General features: G+C 55.5%; 12 protein-coding genes and 1 pseudogene. 6 read left to right on the top strand and 7 right to left on the bottom strand.

The window, feature by feature from the left end:
* The first annotated feature begins 237 nt into the window (after positions 1-237).
* Entirely contained in the window at positions 238-408 is a 171-nt protein-coding gene (locus tag V7730_RS18600; RefSeq protein WP_335749083.1) for an SAM domain-containing protein, read from the top strand.
* On the opposite strand, the gene V7730_RS22755 is transcribed toward V7730_RS18600, so the two are convergent.
* From V7730_RS22755 to V7730_RS18590, 3 genes and pseudogenes are all read right to left on the bottom strand, one after another.
* Positions 328-912 carry a TetR/AcrR family transcriptional regulator gene (locus tag V7730_RS22755; protein ID WP_443070248.1) on the bottom strand — a complete coding sequence of 195 codons (585 nt, stop codon included), beginning with the start codon at positions 910-912 and terminating at the stop codon, positions 328-330. The two genes, V7730_RS18600 and V7730_RS22755, sit on opposite strands and share 81 nt — an antisense overlap.
* A gap of 69 nt (positions 913-981) precedes the next feature.
* Positions 982-2,703, bottom strand: a complete 1,722-nt coding sequence (locus tag V7730_RS18595) for an aldehyde dehydrogenase (protein WP_335749082.1) — start codon at positions 2,701-2,703, stop codon at positions 982-984.
* 63 nt (positions 2,704-2,766) lie between these two features.
* Positions 2,767-2,886 (bottom strand): annotated as a pseudogene (locus V7730_RS18590) (GMC oxidoreductase); the annotation flags it as partial.
* A gap of 902 nt (positions 2,887-3,788) precedes the next feature.
* On the opposite strand from V7730_RS18590, the gene V7730_RS18585 reads away from it, so the two are divergent.
* Positions 3,789-4,856, top strand: a complete 1,068-nt coding sequence (locus tag V7730_RS18585; protein ID WP_335749081.1) for a tartrate dehydrogenase — start codon at positions 3,789-3,791, stop codon at positions 4,854-4,856.
* A 387-nt stretch (positions 4,857-5,243) separates the two neighbouring features.
* Here V7730_RS18585 and V7730_RS18580 read toward each other — a convergent pair whose 3' ends face one another.
* Positions 5,244-8,597 carry an ATP-binding protein gene (locus V7730_RS18580; protein WP_335749080.1) on the bottom strand — a complete coding sequence of 1,118 codons (3,354 nt, stop codon included), beginning with the start codon at positions 8,595-8,597 and terminating at the stop codon, positions 5,244-5,246.
* Between the two features lie 245 nt (positions 8,598-8,842).
* On the opposite strand from V7730_RS18580, the gene V7730_RS18575 reads away from it, so the two are divergent.
* Positions 8,843-10,519 carry an adenylate/guanylate cyclase domain-containing protein gene (locus V7730_RS18575; protein ID WP_335749079.1) on the top strand — a complete coding sequence of 559 codons (1,677 nt, stop codon included), beginning with the start codon at positions 8,843-8,845 and terminating at the stop codon, positions 10,517-10,519.
* Between the two features lie 358 nt (positions 10,520-10,877).
* On the opposite strand, the gene V7730_RS18570 is transcribed toward V7730_RS18575, so the two are convergent.
* On the bottom strand, positions 10,878-11,762 hold the full coding sequence (locus V7730_RS18570) for an AraC family transcriptional regulator (protein WP_335749078.1): 885 nt from the start codon (positions 11,760-11,762) through the stop codon (positions 10,878-10,880).
* Positions 11,763-11,923: 161 nt separating this feature from the next.
* Between V7730_RS18570 and V7730_RS18565 the strand changes: the two genes are divergently transcribed.
* Entirely contained in the window at positions 11,924-12,838 is a 915-nt protein-coding gene (locus V7730_RS18565; RefSeq protein ID WP_335749077.1) for an aldo/keto reductase, read from the top strand.
* 274 nt (positions 12,839-13,112) lie between these two features.
* Positions 13,113-13,652, top strand: a complete 540-nt coding sequence (locus V7730_RS18560) for a hypothetical protein (protein WP_335748802.1) — start codon at positions 13,113-13,115, stop codon at positions 13,650-13,652.
* A 465-nt stretch (positions 13,653-14,117) separates the two neighbouring features.
* Here the strand turns inward: V7730_RS18560 and htpX are convergent, their stop codons facing one another.
* A complete protein-coding gene (htpX, locus tag V7730_RS18555; RefSeq protein WP_335749076.1) occupies positions 14,118-15,041 on the bottom strand; it encodes a zinc metalloprotease HtpX in 924 nt (307 codons plus the stop codon).
* Positions 15,042-15,350: 309 nt separating this feature from the next.
* Here htpX and htpG point away from each other — a divergent pair, with 309 nt between their 5' ends.
* A complete protein-coding gene (gene htpG / locus V7730_RS18550) occupies positions 15,351-17,216 on the top strand; it encodes a molecular chaperone HtpG (RefSeq protein ID WP_335749075.1) in 1,866 nt (621 codons plus the stop codon).
* A gap of 752 nt (positions 17,217-17,968) precedes the next feature.
* Here htpG and V7730_RS18545 read toward each other — a convergent pair.
* Positions 17,969-18,235, bottom strand: a 267-nt coding sequence (locus V7730_RS18545) for a hypothetical protein (RefSeq protein WP_335749074.1), incomplete at its 5' end; no start/stop codon positions are given.

Raw genomic sequence — 18,235 nt, 5'->3', positions numbered from 1 at the left:
TTCGGGTTGGATACATCTTAGCACGCTGTCCAATTTTGCCGGACCACTTCAGACGTTGCATGCATTACTTTGGACGGCAGGGTTTGTCCCGCTAAGCGGACCTCCATGCAAAGCGCAGCGAAAGTCGGCTTTCCGCCCCTTGCGTTCCAGTATTGTATTTGCACGTCAAAAAGCTATGCTCCATCGCGCACAGTGAGCGTCCCCTGCGGATAGGCGGCGATGGGCAAGGAGTTTCCAGTGCGCGATATTGTTGATTGGCTGACTGAGCTTGGATTGGCGAAGCATGGCGCATTGTTTGTTGAAGCTGAAATCGACTTTGAAACGCGCTCAGATATTGAAGAAGACGATCTGAAAGAACTTGGTTTGCCGCTTGGTCCTCGAAAAAAGATATGGGGAGCGATCAAGTGACTGAGCGAAGTCCCCGAAACAACCACCAAACCTCCAGTTGAAGGCCCTGTTTCTACAACGCCTTCGGAAGCAACCTCTCCACAATCGGACGCAGAGCGCCGCCACCTGAGAGTGATGTTCGTCGATCTTGTCGGGTCCACCGAGATGGCAACACGGATGGACGCCGAGGGTTTTTGCGTCTTTGACGATAGAAAGGGCAAGGGCCCCGGACAAAGTATCAATGACCGCTGATCGGTCGGTTGCCCCGTCCAGTGCCGTGATGATCCCGTCGACGAAATTCCGTTTGTAGGTTCTGACACAATAGATGATTAGATCGGATCGATCTTCAAAATAGTAGTGCAAGATGCCCCGCGACATCCCGCTTTTCGCAGCAATATCACGCAAGCTGGTGTTGGCGTAGCCCAGTTCTTGAAGTGCATCGATCGCACTCTCTGCAATCTGGCGCTTCTTTTCGTCCCGCTTTGCGGACTTGCGCAGCGCGCGGACTTTCAGTTTCGTTGGCATGTCGGTCATGGCATCAAATTGCGGCGTGTTCGGGCCGGAGGCAAGTATGCATCCAGCCCAAGCGCGATGCTATCCCAACAACGCATTCAAGAAAATGCGGGGAAGTTTGAACCAGCTTGGTTTGTGTTGGAACTGGGTCAACAGGCTGCCCATTTTGTCTTGTTTCTTGTTGGTGATGAACCACGGCGGGCGCGGCAGCAACGTGAACTGCCCTGATAAAAGCCCGCGCGGAAACGGTCGCCAAGGGGCCTGAACAACCACCCGCTCGGTGCTGTCCAACATGAAGGTGTTGTGGACGGTTCCGATGCCCGATTGGACGTCTTGTGGTGTGTGACCCGGAAACGCCCCCCACGGACAGGCTGTCGCCAGAAACGCCAATCCGGTCCATGCGTTGATCGCGATGGTGCCGTAGTGCAGTCCTGCGATAATCTCCTCGAACTGCTTTTTGCCAATCTCGCGGATTGTCTTGGGGTGGATCAGAATATTCGCCCCCAAGGTTCCGTAGAGTTCATCGTTGGCATAGGTCACGGCGTTACGCAGATAGGTTGCAGCGTCAGGCGCATCCATGTCGTGCGTCGACATTGCGGGCGCAAACACCTCGTTGGTTTTGAACCAGTCGCTGTCATCGACGTCGTTGATGATCAGTGATGGCGCTGGCCCACGTGTCACTGATGTCGGGGTCTTCGCCTGTTTCGCGAAGGCATCAAGACGATCCTTTGCGCCAGGGTAATACGCGCCACGATGGGACTTCTGCGCGATGTCATTGACGTGGGCAAGAAGCGGCACGGCTTTGTCCCACCCTTTCGGCATGATCAGGACCTGACAGGCCACACAGTTGAAGCCTGAGTTGTGCAATTTTTGCGTGGCAATATGTTCCGCCTGAAATACAAGATCGGCAGGTGTCCACGGTCCGGGCACCACGATCGTCGGGCAGACAGCACCAAGTTCGGACGTAAAGTGTTTGTCGTTCTTTGGTGTGTTGGCCGCGCGGTTCTTTTCGCCCTCGGCCCCTGTGCCCCAGACAATCGCGTCATGGGTTGCCCCTGCGCCAGTGATGTGAAGTTCCGAAATGATTACATGGTCGGTCAGATATGCTCCTGCTGCGCCGTCGCCTTTGACAATGCGAAGGGCGTCAACGTCGATCAGCGGTTTAAGCGCCACATGCAGAAATTCGGTCAAATAGTCATTCACCGGATTCATCTTCAGAATAACAACCTGATTTTCCAAAAACAACTTTTGGAACACATCAAGTGGTGCAATGGACGCGATGTTGCCCGCCCCCAGAATCAACGCGACCTTGCCGGTGCGCTGCGAAGCCGGGATGTCATAGGCAAGCGCAGCATGTCCGGTCAGGTTCGTAGCCGTGACACCTTCTTGCATCCAGACCTCGGCTTTGACGCCCGACAGCAGCAAGTGATCCCAGATCGAGTGTGGCATGACCTTTACGGCGATCTGGCCGGTGGTCAATTTACGGGTTGGCAGATGTTTGAGGAACGCTTTGCCGTCCATCTCACTCAGCGTGAGGATCAGACCATTGCATGCCGACATCACCGCATAGGGCCCCGAGGTCCATTCTTCACCTGCAAGCGGTGATCCTTCGGGTATCTGTTTTTTGCGCGTGGCCGTTTCGGCCCAATCTTGCGCGACGTGCATCAAGTTATTTTTGACTTGCTTCAAAAGCGCGATACGGTCCGCGACGCTTGTCCGTGCCCACGTGTCTTTGGCCCCGTCCAGCGCGCCCAGCGCCGCATCATATTCGTCCACGTAAGACGCATTCATATTACCATCCATCTTAAGCTCCTCTTTGGTTTCGCCTTCGTCCAAATGCCGCGCACGGCAAGCAAACGGTTGGCATTATGCCGCATATTCAGCCTTGATCATGTCGGCACATTTTTCTGCAATCATGATTGTTGGCGCGTTGGTGTTGCCGCCGGTCAGCGTCGGCATGATCGACGCATCTACGACGCGCAGTCCCTAAGTAATCCCCCCATTTTTAGCGGGGTGCGGTCGTAGAACTCACGCGGCCATTTTCAGTTTCATGGCGGGTGTAATTGAAGTGGTCCTGTCAATTGGGGCAAATTTACTGCTCGGCTAAGAGGTATCAGTTTTCTGTCCATTCCGGATTTCGTGTCTGTGTCAAACCGAAGTATGCGGTAACATTCGGGAAAAATGATCTGGTTTTCTGTTATTTTGACCGCAGGACCTTGCAGATGCGCATGCGCCTTCCTTCGCTTAAAATCTGGTTCCCAACCCTATGTTTTAAAGTAGTTATTTTCATGAAAACCATGGGAAAACAAAGGCGTACCCAGATACCGCAACTTCAGCCGAAATCATCACGAAACTTTGCCCCTTGTCGGGAAAAAAATCTGCGAGTGGGGGCATAACAGGTGTGGCGCAGAGCGGGTTTCTGACTTTTAACCCCCCCCCGTCTCTTAACAGTAGGTTCGAGCGCATCTAGGTCGCTGGCAAAATGCTGCTAAGTAAGTGAGGCTTGGCCGTTGCTGACGCAGCTACAGGGAGCTGGGACAACTCCGAAGTGTGAGCACAGCAGCCGTTCGATGCATCCCAAAGTTAGTCAGATTGGGCTACTTGCAGACCTTCGCTGCACGTTGCACCAAGGTCCGTTGTGCCGGACTTTCCCGTCATTCACTCTGATCGGATTAAACGCCGCTGTCGGCAGCTAAGCCCCCCACTGCATGGTGCTGAAACACCCACAGTCAGGAATTGGGTTGTTTGTCGCAGCTTGAACCTAGACAATAGAGATGCGCGAGGACATAGATCGCCGCATGATTTTGGGGCACTACGATGACCTGTGAGGGAACCCAAGCAGCGTTCACCTCGATCAGCCCCCGTAGCGACCGACAAAGGACATGATTATGGCCAGTAACAAGATGAATATTGCGATTATTCCCGGCGACGGGATTGGCAAGGAAGTCGTCCCCGAAGGGGTGCGTGTCCTGAACGCAGCCGCCACAAAATATGGCTTGGACTTTAACTTTGACGAATTTTATTTCTCGTCATGTGACTACTACAAGCAACACGGCCAGATGATGCCGGACAACTGGAAAGACCAGATTGGCGGCCATGACGCGATTTTCTTTGGTGCAGTTGGCTGGCCGGATACGGTGCCGGATCACGTATCGCTATGGGGTTCGCTTTTGCAGTTCCGTCGTGAGTTCGACCAATATGTCAGTCTGCGCCCAGCTAAGCTGATGCCCGGCGTGACCTCTCCGTTGGCAGGGCGCGGTCCTGGCGATATCGATATGATGATCGTGCGCGAGAACACCGAAGGCGAGTATTCGTCGATTGGCGGAAGGATGTTCCCCGGGACTGACCGCGAGATTGTCATGCAGGAAACGGTCATGTCGCGCGTGGGCGTTGACCGGATATTGCGATATGCATTCGATCTTGCACGCAAACGTGGCGGGAAACTGACCTCGGCGACCAAGTCGAATGGGATTTCGATCACGATGCCCTATTGGGATGAGCGTGTTCTTGAGATGCAGAAAACCTATCCTGATGTCGCAGTCGATAAATACCACATCGACATCTTAGCTGCGATGTTTGTGCTGCATCCTGATCGCTTTGACGTTGTTGTAGGATCAAATCTGTTCGGGGATATCCTGTCCGATCTGGGTCCGGCCTGCACGGGAACCATCGGCATCGCACCATCGGGCAATATCAATCCAGAGCGAAAGTTCCCCTCGCTGTTTGAGCCCGTGCACGGCTCGGCACCCGATATCGCGGGCAAGGGCACTGCCAACCCGATCGGTCAAATCTGGTCAGGTGCGATGATGCTAGAACATCTGGGGCATCCTGAAGCCGCACAAGGCATAATGACCGCGATCGAATCCGTTCTGACCGATCCCGCGTTGCGCACCGGAGATCTTGGGGGGACGGCAGATACCGTAACCTGCGGAAAAGCAATCGCGGCGGCTGTCTGACTGGCGACATTCCCGCCCATTATACGTTCTGGCCCAACCTTCCCTGACAGCAGTAGTTTCTTCTTCACAGCTACAACTTTGGCGACCGCAAAACGATGAACCGCTACATAGCGGACGGCAGCTTTTCCGCACTGCGGTCCTTCAACCGCCGAAAAGGCTGCACGATGCACGAACGACCGGTCTGAGGAAGCTGCACTGCGGCGTCGGAAGGCTGGTTCAATGGCTGGTCTGGGCCGGGAGCAGTCAGGGCCACGAAGGAGCGGGAACCAGACATTCGCTGCAGGAGCGAAATAAGAGTTTGAAATCGTTCAAGCAGACCTTCGAAGGTCCCCGTCGTCAGACACCTCGGCAACAACGAGCGTTCCATCCGGTGCTTCGAAAGTCGCGTTACCCGGCCATATCCGTCAGCAAAGCCTGCGCTGTTGCCCGATCTTCGGGGCAATCGCCTTCTGCGATGCTGTCATGGACGGGTTGGAGGAGAGCGATCGCCTCGGCGGTCTTTCCCTGATCTCGCCACAGGCCCGCCAGATCGATGGCCGCGCGCAGCTCCCATAGCTTGGCTCCTTGCTGATAAGCGACGTCGAGGGCCATAACGAGGTATTTTTCCGCAGCTACTGTGTCACCTTCTGCCAAAGCAATGGTCGCTTGCAATCTGTGGAGGTCGGACAGGGAACTGGTCTCTCCTGTCTCGTCGATCATATCTTGAGCCATCATGGTGAGTTCAGCCGCGCCGCTATGATGGCGCATCGCCATGGCTGATCGGGCAAGGTCAATGTGAAAGTGAGCTATGTTCGTTTTAAACTTTGTATTGGCAACTACAGCCCCCGCGCTTTTTCGATATCTTTTGATGCTGGATTTGTCGCCCTTATGCGCAGCGAGATTTTCTTCCAGCATTGGCAAGAAAGCCAGCCAGAGCCCCAGATTATGTTCCTGAGCAAGCGGCGCTATTTCACTCAGACATCGCTCATAGTCTGGACGATCACCGGACATCACGTCGAATAGACTTCGCATAATCAGCAAATAGCAGATTGTCTGTTTATGATCGGTCGACTTGGCATGGCTTTCGGCCTCGTCCAAATGGGTCGCAGCACGTCTCGTCTTACCCAACATCAACAAATTTAGTGCCTGAGAAATGTGGATTGCTGCGCCAATGTCTTGCCCAAACTGGTTGGCGAGGCTCGCATGTGCAATGGGGTCATAGCTGGCCATAGCGACGTCAAGATATCGTTGCGCCTCTGCAAAATTTCCCATAAAAAAGTGCGAGAGACCTGCAACACGGTTGGCAACCACCATTGGGGCCGTGTTCGGCGCATTGGTTGTCTGCTCGACAAGTGCTTCCGCGCTGCGTAACGCATCCGCGTGCTGCCCTCTGGTTCCTGCGGCAACCCACAAGCCGTACAGGATTGAGTACCGCAATGGGGTTTCACCAACTTTGTCAGCAATACCCAACGCCTTTTGGAACGCCTCCAGTGTTTCATCAGCCGAGTGACCTCTGCGGGAGAGATAGGTCATGCTCAGCGGCACTTGCAGCGCAAGCGCGCGTTCAAACGGCGGGCTTGCGCTGTTTTCAAGTGCAGGCGTGATCAAAGCAATCGCTCGGCCAAGATGCGAGATCGCCTCATCAAACGCCGGTCGCGCGATGGCGGCTTTGCTGGCGGCTTCCCACAGATCGATGGCGCGGTTTGTCAGGCTCGCAGCTTCGGCGTGAACGGCGAGAAGCTCAGGGGCGCTGTCGGGGTCTGCCTCCAATGCCGTCAGAATGCGGGTGTGGACCGCCCTGCGCCGCTCTTTCAGCAGGCTTTCATAGGCGGCATCACGGACCAACGCGTGCTTGAACAGATACGTCGCTTCAGGCGGAAAGCCACGTCGATAGATCAGTTCGGCTGCGATCAGACCTTCCATGGCCTCGGATAATTCAGTCTCCGGCAGGGGTGAGATTTGCGCCAGCAGTCCGTGGCTGAACTCCCGCCCAATACAAGCGGCGGTTTGCGCCACTTCTTTGATCGGGTTCAACCGGTCCAGACGCGCCATCAGGCTGTCATGTAGTGTTGTCGGGATAGCAATGGTGCTCAGCGGGCCATTCAGGACGTATCGCTCGCCGGCTTCTTTCAGCGCGCCGGATTCCAGAATGGTCTTGGTCAACTCCTCGACGAACAGCGGCACACCATCAGTCCGTTGTGCGATGATCTCCATGATCTCATCCGGCAACGCCTTGCCGCCCGTTAGCTTGGACACGATGGCACCGATCTGGTCCTTGCCCAGACGGTTCAGCGCGAACTTCGTGACGATGGGATGCCCGCCAAAGCCGTACTCGAATGTCGGGCGGGCTGTGGAGAGGATCATGATCGGCTGATCGGTGATCTGATCCAGCAGGATATCCAGCAGCTCCTGCGAGGTCGGGTCGACCCAGTGCAGATCTTCAAAGACAATCAGGACCGGTTGCGCCACCGCTTGGCGGACCAGTAACCCTGTTAATGCCTGCATCGTTCGGGCGCGCTGCTGGGCTGGTGTCAGGTCTAATGCGCCATAGCGCGCTTCGCCGTCGAGCCCCAGCAGTGGTGTCATCAACCGCAATGTATCCTGATCAGGACCAAGCAGCGTTTCCAGCTTGTCCAGGCGCGCATCAGGGGAGTCTGACGGTGTGAACCCCGCCGCGAACGATATCTGCTGCGTGATCGGATAAAAGGCGCTGTCTGCGTGATAAGGCGAGCACTGGAAGGTAATCCGCGTGTGGTGGTCCTTGGCGACTTCGTCGATGACCGCCTGCGTTATCCGCGATTTACCGATACCCGCCTCGCCGCTAACGATGACCACTTGTCCCTGACCCGTGCGGGCCAGCGCCCAGCGTTCGGTCATCAACTCGATCTCACGCTCACGCCCGACGATGGGGGTCATCGTCCCTGACTGGCGGGCGGCAAAGCGGCTTTGGACCGAAGCGTCACCTTCGACCAGATAGGCATCGACGGGGCCACTGATGCCTTTCAGATCTTGTCCGCCGAGCGGTGAAAGTTCGAAGATCGTGCCTAGCAAGCGTTGCGTTTCTTTGGCCACGACCAGTTGGTTCAGGCCCGCGACCCCTTGCAGACGCGCAGCAAGGTTTGGTGTCTCACCGACCACCGCAGCCTCTTGCGTCGCACCACTGCCGATCAGGTCGCCAACGATGACGACACCGGTTGCGATACCGACGCGGGTCGCGAGAGGTGATCCATTGGGTGCCTTGGTTTTCTTGACGGCGTCAATGATCGACAGGCCTGCACGTACAGCGCGTTCAGCGTCATCCTCGTTCGCGCGGGGCCAGCCAAAGTAACACATTACACCATCGCCCATGAACTTGGCGACGAAGCCTTCAAAGCGGCTGACAACTCCTGCAACTGTGTTCTGGTAGCCGGTGATGACATCGCGCATGTCTTCGGCGTCCATCTGTGTTGCCATCTCAGTCGAGCCAACGAGGTCGACGAACATGACAGTCAGGTGACGACGTTCGGCGTCCGATTGTGGAACGGAGGCGGTTTCGGATGCCACCAGTTCTGGCTGTACGTGCGCTGCCGTTGCGCTTGGTAGGTCACTCAACCTTTGGATCGCACCCCAGATCTTACGTCGGGGACCAAGAGGCAACCCAAGATCCTTGAGGTCATCCTCAACCAAGTCAGGCAGCGTCTCAAAGTCGATTTCAGCTTCAACAAAAAAAGGTGCATGCTTCGCCAATCCAAGCTCAGTCAGCCAATCAACAATATCGCGCACTGGAAACTCCTTGCCTACAACCGCATGCCCCAACGTAACGGACAGCAAGGCTACTTTCATTCTATCCCGAACCGAGTGGCGGGATAGAGTTACCCAGCGTAAGGCTTTAGGCCTTAAAGGATTGCCACGATCACCAGTAATACAGATCGGCCTGTGCGCGGCTAAACCGAATGAACTTCATGCATGGCAACGCACTGGCTTCGGCTGCATGTACGTAATAGCGTCACCTCAGCGGGAGAGACAAATTGCAAAGAAAATTAGTGGCAGTGTTGGCCGCCGATATCGTTGGGTATTCGGCCTTGATAGGTGTCGATCAAGGCGGCACGCTTGCAGCCCTACGTTCCTTTCGCACAGAAATATTCGGGCCAACGGTGGCCGGACACCACGGTAAGATAGTCAAGTCGATGGGTGATGGGTGGTTGGTGGAATTTGGCTCTGCGGCTGAAGCTGTGAATTGCGCAGTACTCATTCAGGATCGACTGGCGGGGCATCCACTAATTGTACTCCGAATTGGCGTGCATATCGGTGACGTTGTCCACGAAGACGAAGATATATTTGGCGATGGGGTCAATGTTGCGGCCAGACTTGAGGCATGGGCTAAACCGGGTGGTATCGCAATTTCTGACGCGGTCTATTCAAGTCTCGACGGCACTTTGACCCCATCCTTCGACGATGCAGGACTGCAAACGCTCAAGAATATCGCCAGATCTTTGCGCATTTGGACGAAGACGATGACCTCTTTCGTGGCAATCGTCCAAACCGAACGTGGATTTTCCACAGGCTACTCACATCTATCGATCGTACCTGTCGCAACGTCTGACGATCGTGCAGATGTTCAGGAACTGGCCGATGGTCTGACCGGTGATCTCGATGAAATGCTGGCAGCAGCGCGGTGGCTGGTGGTCGCTGTCCGGGAACAGCCGCGTCCCAATGATTACGTTCTGAAAATTGCGCTGCGGGCCCGGGGCGACCGGCTACGTCTAGAGGCGCGGTTGTTCGATCCGATGGGCAAACAAATCTGGGCAACCAAGCTTGACGGTGATTTGGCCGACAGTTTCGACTGGCAGGACACGACAAGCGAAACTGTCTCGCTGGAAGTCTTAACCAGGATGCTGGACGCGGAGAGTGATCGCCTCGCCTGTATTCCACTTGCCAAACGGACGGCAGAGGAATGTCTGGTACAGGGATTCATGCAAATACGCTCGGGCGATGAGCGGGGGATGGAGGATTCGATATCGAGCTATATGCTTGCACTGGAAAAAGATCCGCAATGCGCTGATGCCTATGGAGAAGCTATTTGGTGGACCTATGCGGGAATGACTGTTGGGTGGGAACGCGCACGGCCTTTCTACGAGAATTACTTTCAAGACTGGGTAACCCGCAGTCGCCATCTGACGGCCCAGAACTCTGTATTGGATATCGGTGTTGCATTGGCCGACTTCCACTCAAACTCGGATGTAACACCGGTGCGAAATGCGATATCTGGTGCGCTTCGGCGGTCCGCGTCGGATGCAAATGTGCTATCAATGTCTGCCTGGGCTTCGCTTTGGTGTGGTGAAGCTGCGACAGCATTTGACTGTTTTCGAAAATTTGAACGCGTCGGTAAATACCATCCGTTTTGGGTTGCGTCAAAAGGCGGCAGCGCAACTGCGTCAGTCCAACTTGGCGATGATGCGCGGGCTATTTCGGATGCCACTGAGGGCTTGCAATTCTCTAACACCTATCCCACTTTTTTTGCGGTTCTGGCATCTGCCTATGCGCTTTCTGGCCAACTCAAGAGCGCAAAAGAAGCGCTTGTCAAATATCGTGAGCTGGTACCTGACCGAACGATTTCGTCATGGAAGGAGATGAACGATTATGGGGGGTCTGCGGGCGGGAGGCGGTATTTCGAGGGATTACGCAAGGCTGGCCTGCCTGAATAGCAAACTTCGACCAACATCAATCCTCCCGGATCTAAATTTGATGACCCCTGGTTCGTTGAAAGAATGACATTCTAAAAAGATGCTGCAGAATGCACGAATTGCAGCAATGCGAAAGCTGCAGCGCAGCGTTGAGAAAATTGGTGAATGACCGGTCTGGGCCGGAAGCACCAGCGTCCCACGAACCGACACAGGGGGCGGAGAGCCGACATTCGCTGCACCGGCAAACTGAATTGGACAACTTGAAGAAAGCGGACGCTCGGGGCTGCGACCCTGTCTCTCTGATGTGCAAACGCAGCGAAAGTCGGCTGTGAGCCCAAATAGACATAATTGTTGTACCGCAGCGAATGTCTGCTCCGCGTTACGAATGCACCAAGTCGCCGTGCAGCATGTCTTTGCTCGGTGTCAGGCCAAACTTGCGGGTATAATCCCGACTGAAGTGTGTCGGACTTTCATACCCGACCTCATATCCCGTCGCAGAAACGGTGTTTTGCCCGCTTTGCAACAGCTCGCGCGCGGCGATCATCCGCAAGTCCTTTTGAAATTGCAGTGGGGTGGTTCCCGTTACTGATTTGAAATGCTCATGAAAGGATGACTGGCTCATCCCGGCAGTCTTGGCCAAGCTTGCAACAGCGAGCGGTTCACGAAAGTCTGCTCTGATCTTCAAGATTGCTTTGCCGACGCGACTGGCGTGACTATCAACGGAGAGCAGGTTGCGCAACATTCCCCCGATGGGCGACATCAACAGGCGAAAATGCACTTCGCGTAAGATCGCAGGGCCAAGCACCTTCGCCTCGAGCGGCTTATTCGCCAACGATAGATAGCGACCGAGCGGTTCTACCCATGAAGGATCGGCAGGCCCTGCGGACAAGGATCGTGCGTTTGGAACCTCGGTGACGGCTTCGCCAACCTGTTCATACAAGCTGCGGATCACACCCAAGTCCATAGAGAGGATCAGGGCAAGATAAGGGATATCAGGACTGGCCAGCGTGATCTTGGATACAACGGGAAGATCATGGCTGACTAACAGTGCATCCCCAGCCCGTAGCTTGACAGATTGCCTCCCAATTGTCGTTTCTTTGGCCCCTTGTAGGATAAGACAGATGACAGGATTGTAAACGACCGCCTCTAACGCGCTGACTTCTTCCTTGCGTAAGACAAAGAGGTTTGGCAACGATGTGGACGACTCGTTGCTTTTATTAGTCAAAAATGTTGCGGCGTGGTTTGCAATTTCATTGAGCTGCATGTCAATCTCCTCGGGTCATGCCATAGCAGTCATTGACCTCCAGCGCACCTATAACCGCAACGTTCTGGAGGAATAGGCATACTCAATGGAGGATATGGCAGGCGTCATCCCATCTGCGCGGTTAGAGTATCCTTAACACTACGCCACAACTGGAGAAGATCATGACCGATATGCAGCAAACTTTTCGCCTGAACGATGATACAGCAATCCCCGCTGTGGGCTTTGGCACATATTTGGTGTCAAACGATGACGCCCCGGACGCCGTGAGTTCCGCTATTTCAAATGGGTATCGCCACATCGATACAGCGACAGCTTATCAGAACGAAGAGGCTGTAGGAGCGGGCATCCGCGCTGGCCTGCAAGCAACTGGACTGGCACGCGACGCTATATTTGTGACCGCGAAACTTTGGCCGGGCAATCCGGCATGGGGCGACACGCCGAAATCACACGACCAGACAATTGCCGAATGTAATGCAAGTCTTGCGAAGCTTGGACTGGATTACACCGACCTCTACCTAATTCACGCCCCTTATGGTGGGCCGGAGCGTATCGCCCAATGGCGCGCACTGCTCGAGTTAAAGCAGATGGGCAAAGCCCGTTCTATTGGTGTGAGTAATTTTAACCAAGGCCACCTCGACGAGATCAAACTGGCCGGTCTGCCGATGCCCGATGCGAACCAGATCGAACTGCATCCTTGGTCCCAAAAGCCAGAGTTGATCTCCTACATGACCGAAAATGGGATTGCTCCGATTGCCTACAGCAGCCTTGTCCCACTTTCGACATGGCGGACGCAGGAGGGGCAAGATAGTGCTAAGACCGATGCGATGAAGGCTGGTGGATCGGTGTTCACACAGATGGCCGCTAAATATGGCGTATCCGAAGCGCAGCTCCTTTTGCGGTGGGGCGTGCAAAACGGTTATGCCGTACTACCCAAGAGCCTGAACCCAGATCGGATGCGGCAAAACATCGACCTTGCGGGGTTTCAAATTGACGACGCAGACATTGCGTCCATTAAAACAATGGATCGTGGAGAGGGTGTCGCTTGGGCGTCGGGCGATCCAAGCGCGGCCGCGTGACGCTTCGATAGCCTTACCGACGTCCGCTTTGGTTTACAGAGCGGACGATGTGCATCAAAACCGCAAAGCACACTTTGTCCGCACACCGACGTTTAAGCCAGCAAAAATGCTGCAAGATACACGAAAGTCCGGTTTGACGGGCCGCACCGCAGCATCCTGAGGTGGCCGCTAACGACAGCAATGGGCCGTTCCCGGTACACTGGCTTGAAGATTTCACCTTCCTCACAATGTCGGTAGAAAAGATGCCGTGGAGAAACTGGAAGGGGCTCGAATCGTGACAAAGAACTGGACTGCGATAAAGGGGGCGTTGTCAGGGTTTTCCAGGGTACAGCTCGTGGGCCTTGTCCAGGACCTGTATCGCGCCGACCCGAAGAACCAGGATTTCCTGCATGCAAGATTCCTGGTTTCGGATGGGTGCACCGACCTTTCGCCCTACAAGAAGCGGATCAAGGCAGCCATCAATCCAAGCCGTTGGGACGCACCCATCAAATACCGCGACGCCCGACGCGCCATATCCGATTACAACAAGGCTAGGGGACAGCTCGGCGAAACGCTGGAGCTAATGTTTTACTACGTCAAATGCGGCAATGACGTCACGCTGGAGTTCGGTGATATGGATGAGACGTTCTACAACAGCATAGGGTCCATGTTTGGCTCAATCGTAAAGAAATTATCCGTGCAAGCCGACTCGGAACTGACGGCAACTTGGCTGGATCGGCTGGAGAAAGAACATCAACGCGTTGCCAATACCGGCTGGGGCTATGGCGACGAACTTGGTGGCTACGTCGAAGACCTCAGGTCTTCGCAAACATAGTTCCTATCCGGTCCGGTCAGTGCGGCGTCAACAGTGTCCACTCAGTACGACACAGATTTGTCCACCGCTCGGATTTGCGGCTGCGTCGAATGTCCGGAACGACGGGCCGCGGCGCAGCATCGGGGTCTGTGGCAGATGTCCGCAAAGGGCCAATTCTGTTGAAAAACTCGAATAATTGGATTTCGAAAATTCCCGAAAAAAGCACGCACTTGCGGATACTCAGTGAAGATTGCCGCGAACGGTTCCAAAGAGAAGCAACAGGTCTTGGAGCCGTCCTTTTGCCGAACCCCTCGCCGAAATATTATGGATGCGCTGTGCGGGGAGATATTTTTGATATTTGGCCGAAATAGGAGTTTTTCAACAGAATAGGCCGAGAGCAGACCGAGGCGGTTGGAAATGAGATCAATGCTGCGGCATGTCCAGGTTGATTGGCATCACCGCTGGTCAACCATAACAAGGCCTTGCTCAGGACCAAGGTCCTGCCCGCCTGCGGGTCTTAGTTTTGGGAACACGACTGGCGGAGATTTGCTGATCTGCGGCGTTTGAAGTTCGTCCGTATTGCGGGGCCATGGCCCGAAGTGCAGCCACGCGGTTCTCGGTCGCAGGATGCGTCGCGAAGAGGCTGTCGTGTTTGTGCGCGTGCAATGGATTGATGATGAACATATGTGCTGTTGCCGGGTTGCGCTCTGCCGCGTGGTTGTCGATCCGGGCCGCGCCCATCGCGATCTTCTCCAATGCGGAGGCCAGCCAGAGAGGCTGCCCGCAGATCTCGGCCCCTGCCTTGTCAGCGGCATATTCCCGTGTCCGACTGATCGCCATCTGGACCAGCGCCGCCGCCATGGGGGCGAGGAACATCATCATGAGTGTGCCGATCAGCCCCAGCCGCTCGCGAGAGCCGCCGAAGAAAAGTGCAAAGTTGGCCAGCATCGAAATGGCACCGGCGAAGGTCGCGGTGACCGTCATGATTGCGGTGTCATGGTTACGGATGTGCGCGAGCTCATGGGCGATCACCCCGGCCAGTTCCTCACGCGTCAAGCTGCGCAGGAGGCCCAAGGTCACTGCCACGGCCGCGTTCGCTGGGTTGCGGCCTGTAGCGAAGGCATTGGGCTGTGGCGTGTCGATCAGATAGACTTTGGGCTCAGGCAGGCCTGCATTCTTTGCAAGTTCGGCGGTCAACGCGTGAAGTCCCAGCCGATCGCCCGGTGTCACCGGCTGGGCGTTGTGCATGCGCAAGACCATGCGGTCCGAGTTCCACCAGGTAAACACGTTCATCAAAGCTGCGACGATAAGGGCGAGAACTGCGCCGCCTGTGCCGCCGATCAGGTAGCCTACGCCCATGAAAAGCGCGGTCATTGCGGCCATCAGCACCGCTGTCTTAATATAACCCATCTCTGTCTTTCGAACTCCGCACTGAAGTAATTAAACAAATATGGGGAGGTTCCCGGCATCTGCAAGGCGCAGAAGAAATCAGGACCTTCTTAGAGGCGTGGCTGGGTGACCGGTCCGGGCCGTGAAGGGCAGGTGACGGCCGCCCATTTAGACGCGTATCCCAAAGCCGCGCGTCTTTTGTTGCGGAACGGCAAGACCGGTACAGCGCCAACAGACGAACAGCGAACCTTGGGGATGACGGCCCAACCATTGAAACCAGAGTTGTAGTTCACTAAATCTTACCCGTGGTTTGAATATGGAGATACATTCATGACTGATATCCTTGAGAAAGAAACGTTTTCCTTCCAGACGGAAGTGGGTCAACTGTTGGAAATTGTTGCGGGCTCGCTCTATTCGAACCGCGAAGTGTTTTTGCGCGAGCTTGTTTCGAACGCTTCTGACGCCTGCGATAAGCTGCGGTACGCAGCCCTGACCGATGCAAGCCTCGCGCCGTCTCAGGATTTTGCTATTACACTCGAAAGCAACCCCAAGGCCAAGACGCTGTCGATCAGCGACAATGGGATCGGCATGAGCCACGCCGATCTGCTTGATACCTTGGGCACGATCGCCAAATCCGGCACTGGCGCCTTCATCGAGGCCCTTAAGGCGGATGAAAAGGACAAAACCAGCTTGATCGGGCAGTTCGGCGTGGGGTTCTATTCAGCGTTCATGGTCGCCTCACAAGTGGACGTGCTGACCCGCAAAGCCGGAGAAAAGGAAGCATGGCTTTGGCAATCTGACGGTAAAGGTGCCTTTACGATTGCACCGGCCGAGCGGGAGACAAGCGGAACCACGGTCACTTTGCATCTGAAAAAGGACGCCAAGGAGTTTGCCGAAGAGGCGCGCATCCGCCATATTATCAAGACATATTCCGAACATATCAGCTTCCCTGTCAAGCTGGGGGATGAAACCCTGAATGCAGCTGAGGCGTTATGGACGCGGCCTGCCAAAGACATCACCGCTGAGCAATACAACGAGTTCTACCGCCATACATCCAACGCCTATGATGACCCCTGGCATGTGATGCACAACAAGGTTGAAGGGACCCTGAACCACACAAGTCTGCTGTTTGTGCCGGCGTCTCAACCCTTTGATCTCTTTGAGCCAGAGCGCAAAAGTCATGTGAAGCTCTATGTCAATCGCGTCTATATCACTGAGACCACCAAGGACCTGATCCCCGCCTATCTGCGCTTCCTGCGCGGGGTGGTGGACAGCCAGGACCTGTCACTGAACGTCTCGCGCGAAATGCTGCAAAGCGATCCGCAGCTTGCCAAGATCAAGACGTCGATCTCCAAAAAAGTGCTAAGCGAGTTGAAGAAAAAAGCCACAAAAGCGCCGGAGGAATACGCGGCGTTCTGGGGAAATTTCGGTGCCGTACTCAAGGAAGGTTTGGTCGAGGAAATTGCGCTCCGGGATCGCATTCTGGAAATTTGCCGTTTCGCGTGGACTGGTGCGAAGGAGCTGACCAGCCTCACCGACTATGTGTCGCGCATGAAAACCGGCCAGGACGCGATCTATTACATTGCAGGCGATGACGCTGCCAAACTGGAGAAATCTCCTCATCTTGAGGGCTTTAAGGCCAAGGGCGTTGAAGTTCTGCTACTGTCCGACCATGTGGATGAATTCTGGCTGCAACACATCACGCAACACGATGGTAAGCCCTTTAAATCCATCACGAGAGGGGCCGCTGATCTGGATCAGGTCGAAGCCGATGAAACTAAAGGGGACGCGGAAAAGTCGGATGAGGCTGATCTTTCCGCGCTGATCGCTGCAATAAAGGCGGAGCTTGGTGAAGAGGTCAAGGACGTGCGCCCCTCAAAACGTCTGACCCACAGTCCTGTTTGCCTGATTGCCGATGATGGCGATATGGATGTGAACCTCGAACGCCTGCTCAAACGCCACGGGCAACTCGCCCACGGCATGCCTCGGGTGCTGGAACTGAACCCCAGCCATGCGCTGATCACCACCTTGGCCGCGCGTAGCACGTCAAATGCGGCAGGCGCGGACGACCTTCTGAAAGATGCCGCGCACCTGTTGCTCGATCAGGCGCGCATCGTCGAAGGTGAGGTCCCGACAGACCCGTCCGACTTCGCACGGCGCTTGGGAGCCGTCATGGCGCGTGCCTTCGACGTTTAGAAAAAGCCGCCGCGAGGACTATCGGATGATGCCTGAGCTGGTTCTCGCGGTTGCGCTTGTTCTTTAAATGCAGTGCGCAAGAGCGCACCGCACGCGCGATAGGTTCGTCTGGCGTGGTGGTTGAGTCCGCAAGGTCTCGGCCACGCTGGATGCGCAGTGGATGATCAATACAGCCCACCAGTGCAGAATGAAGGTAAGTTAGTCCTGCACATTGTCATTCGGGAAGCCAAAATGCTGCAAGGTGGACGAATGACCGGTCTGGTGAAGCTGCGCCGCAGCGCTCAGCCATGAAGCGAACGGCCGGTTAGGGCCGTAAGCGGCAGCCTTCACGAAGGGCGGCAACCGGCCATTTGCCGCAGGTGCGCCCTATACATGCCGAGACAGAGGAAGCCGACATCCATCCCAGTATTGCAGGGGATCTTTCGCTGCATCGCCGCAAGGCGGCTTTGAGCCCAACTCGGACCCATATTACTATTTTGCTGCGTGCGCTCGCAGAAATAAACTCACTGCAATGCCGCAACACGTGTCGCTGCGTTGTAGCAACAAAACCAGCCGTTCGTGCATTTTGCAGCAAAATCCGAAGGAGGAATGACCAGGTCGCGGACAAGCCGAACCATCAGCCTGAAGCGGCCGAATGGCTGGTTCTTGACCGCAAGCGGCATCAATGAGGCAGAAGGCGAATTTTGAGCGCCCAGCATTTTCTTCGTGGCACCGGCAATAGCCCGTAGTTTGCAAAACAAGAAACGGGGCCGTCACTCCGGCAAGCCGGCCTCGCGCAGCGCGCCCAGCAGATTCTGGCGGTAGGCCTCGTTGCGGAAGTTCTTCCACAGGCGGACATGGGCGAGGCGGAATGCCGGATAGGCGCGCAGGACCTCGGCGGCCTTGGCCTTCGCCAGGTCCGTCTGGCCGAGCCGGGCGTGGCAGGTCGCCAGAAGTTCGGCCTTGATGAAGTTCAGCCCGTTTATAAAACGCACAGCAATAATGGGCCGCAGAAACGGCTGCGACATAGCGCAGTTGTA

It is taken from the genome of Sulfitobacter sp. (assembly GCF_036961165.1).
In the GTDB taxonomy this organism is placed as follows: Bacteria; Pseudomonadota; Alphaproteobacteria; order Rhodobacterales; family Rhodobacteraceae; genus Sulfitobacter.
Note: the sequence above shows the minus strand (reverse complement) of the source record. Positions and strands in the feature narration are given on the sequence as shown.

Coding starts and splice junctions, on each gene's coding strand:
- htpX (WP_335749076.1), bottom strand. CDS start 15,041: ATGGGTTATATTAAGACAGCGGTGCTGATGGCCGCAATGACCGCGCTT.
- V7730_RS18570 (WP_335749078.1), bottom strand. CDS start 11,762: ATGCAGCTCAATGAAATTGCAAACCACGCCGCAACATTTTTGACTAAT.
- htpG (WP_335749075.1), top strand. CDS start 15,351: ATGACTGATATCCTTGAGAAAGAAACGTTTTCCTTCCAGACGGAAGTG.
- V7730_RS18585 (WP_335749081.1), top strand. CDS start 3,789: ATGGCCAGTAACAAGATGAATATTGCGATTATTCCCGGCGACGGGATT.
- V7730_RS18565 (WP_335749077.1), top strand. CDS start 11,924: ATGACCGATATGCAGCAAACTTTTCGCCTGAACGATGATACAGCAATC.
- V7730_RS18595 (WP_335749082.1), bottom strand. CDS start 2,703: ATGGATGGTAATATGAATGCGTCTTACGTGGACGAATATGATGCGGCG.
- V7730_RS22755 (WP_443070248.1), bottom strand. CDS start 912: ATGCCAACGAAACTGAAAGTCCGCGCGCTGCGCAAGTCCGCAAAGCGG.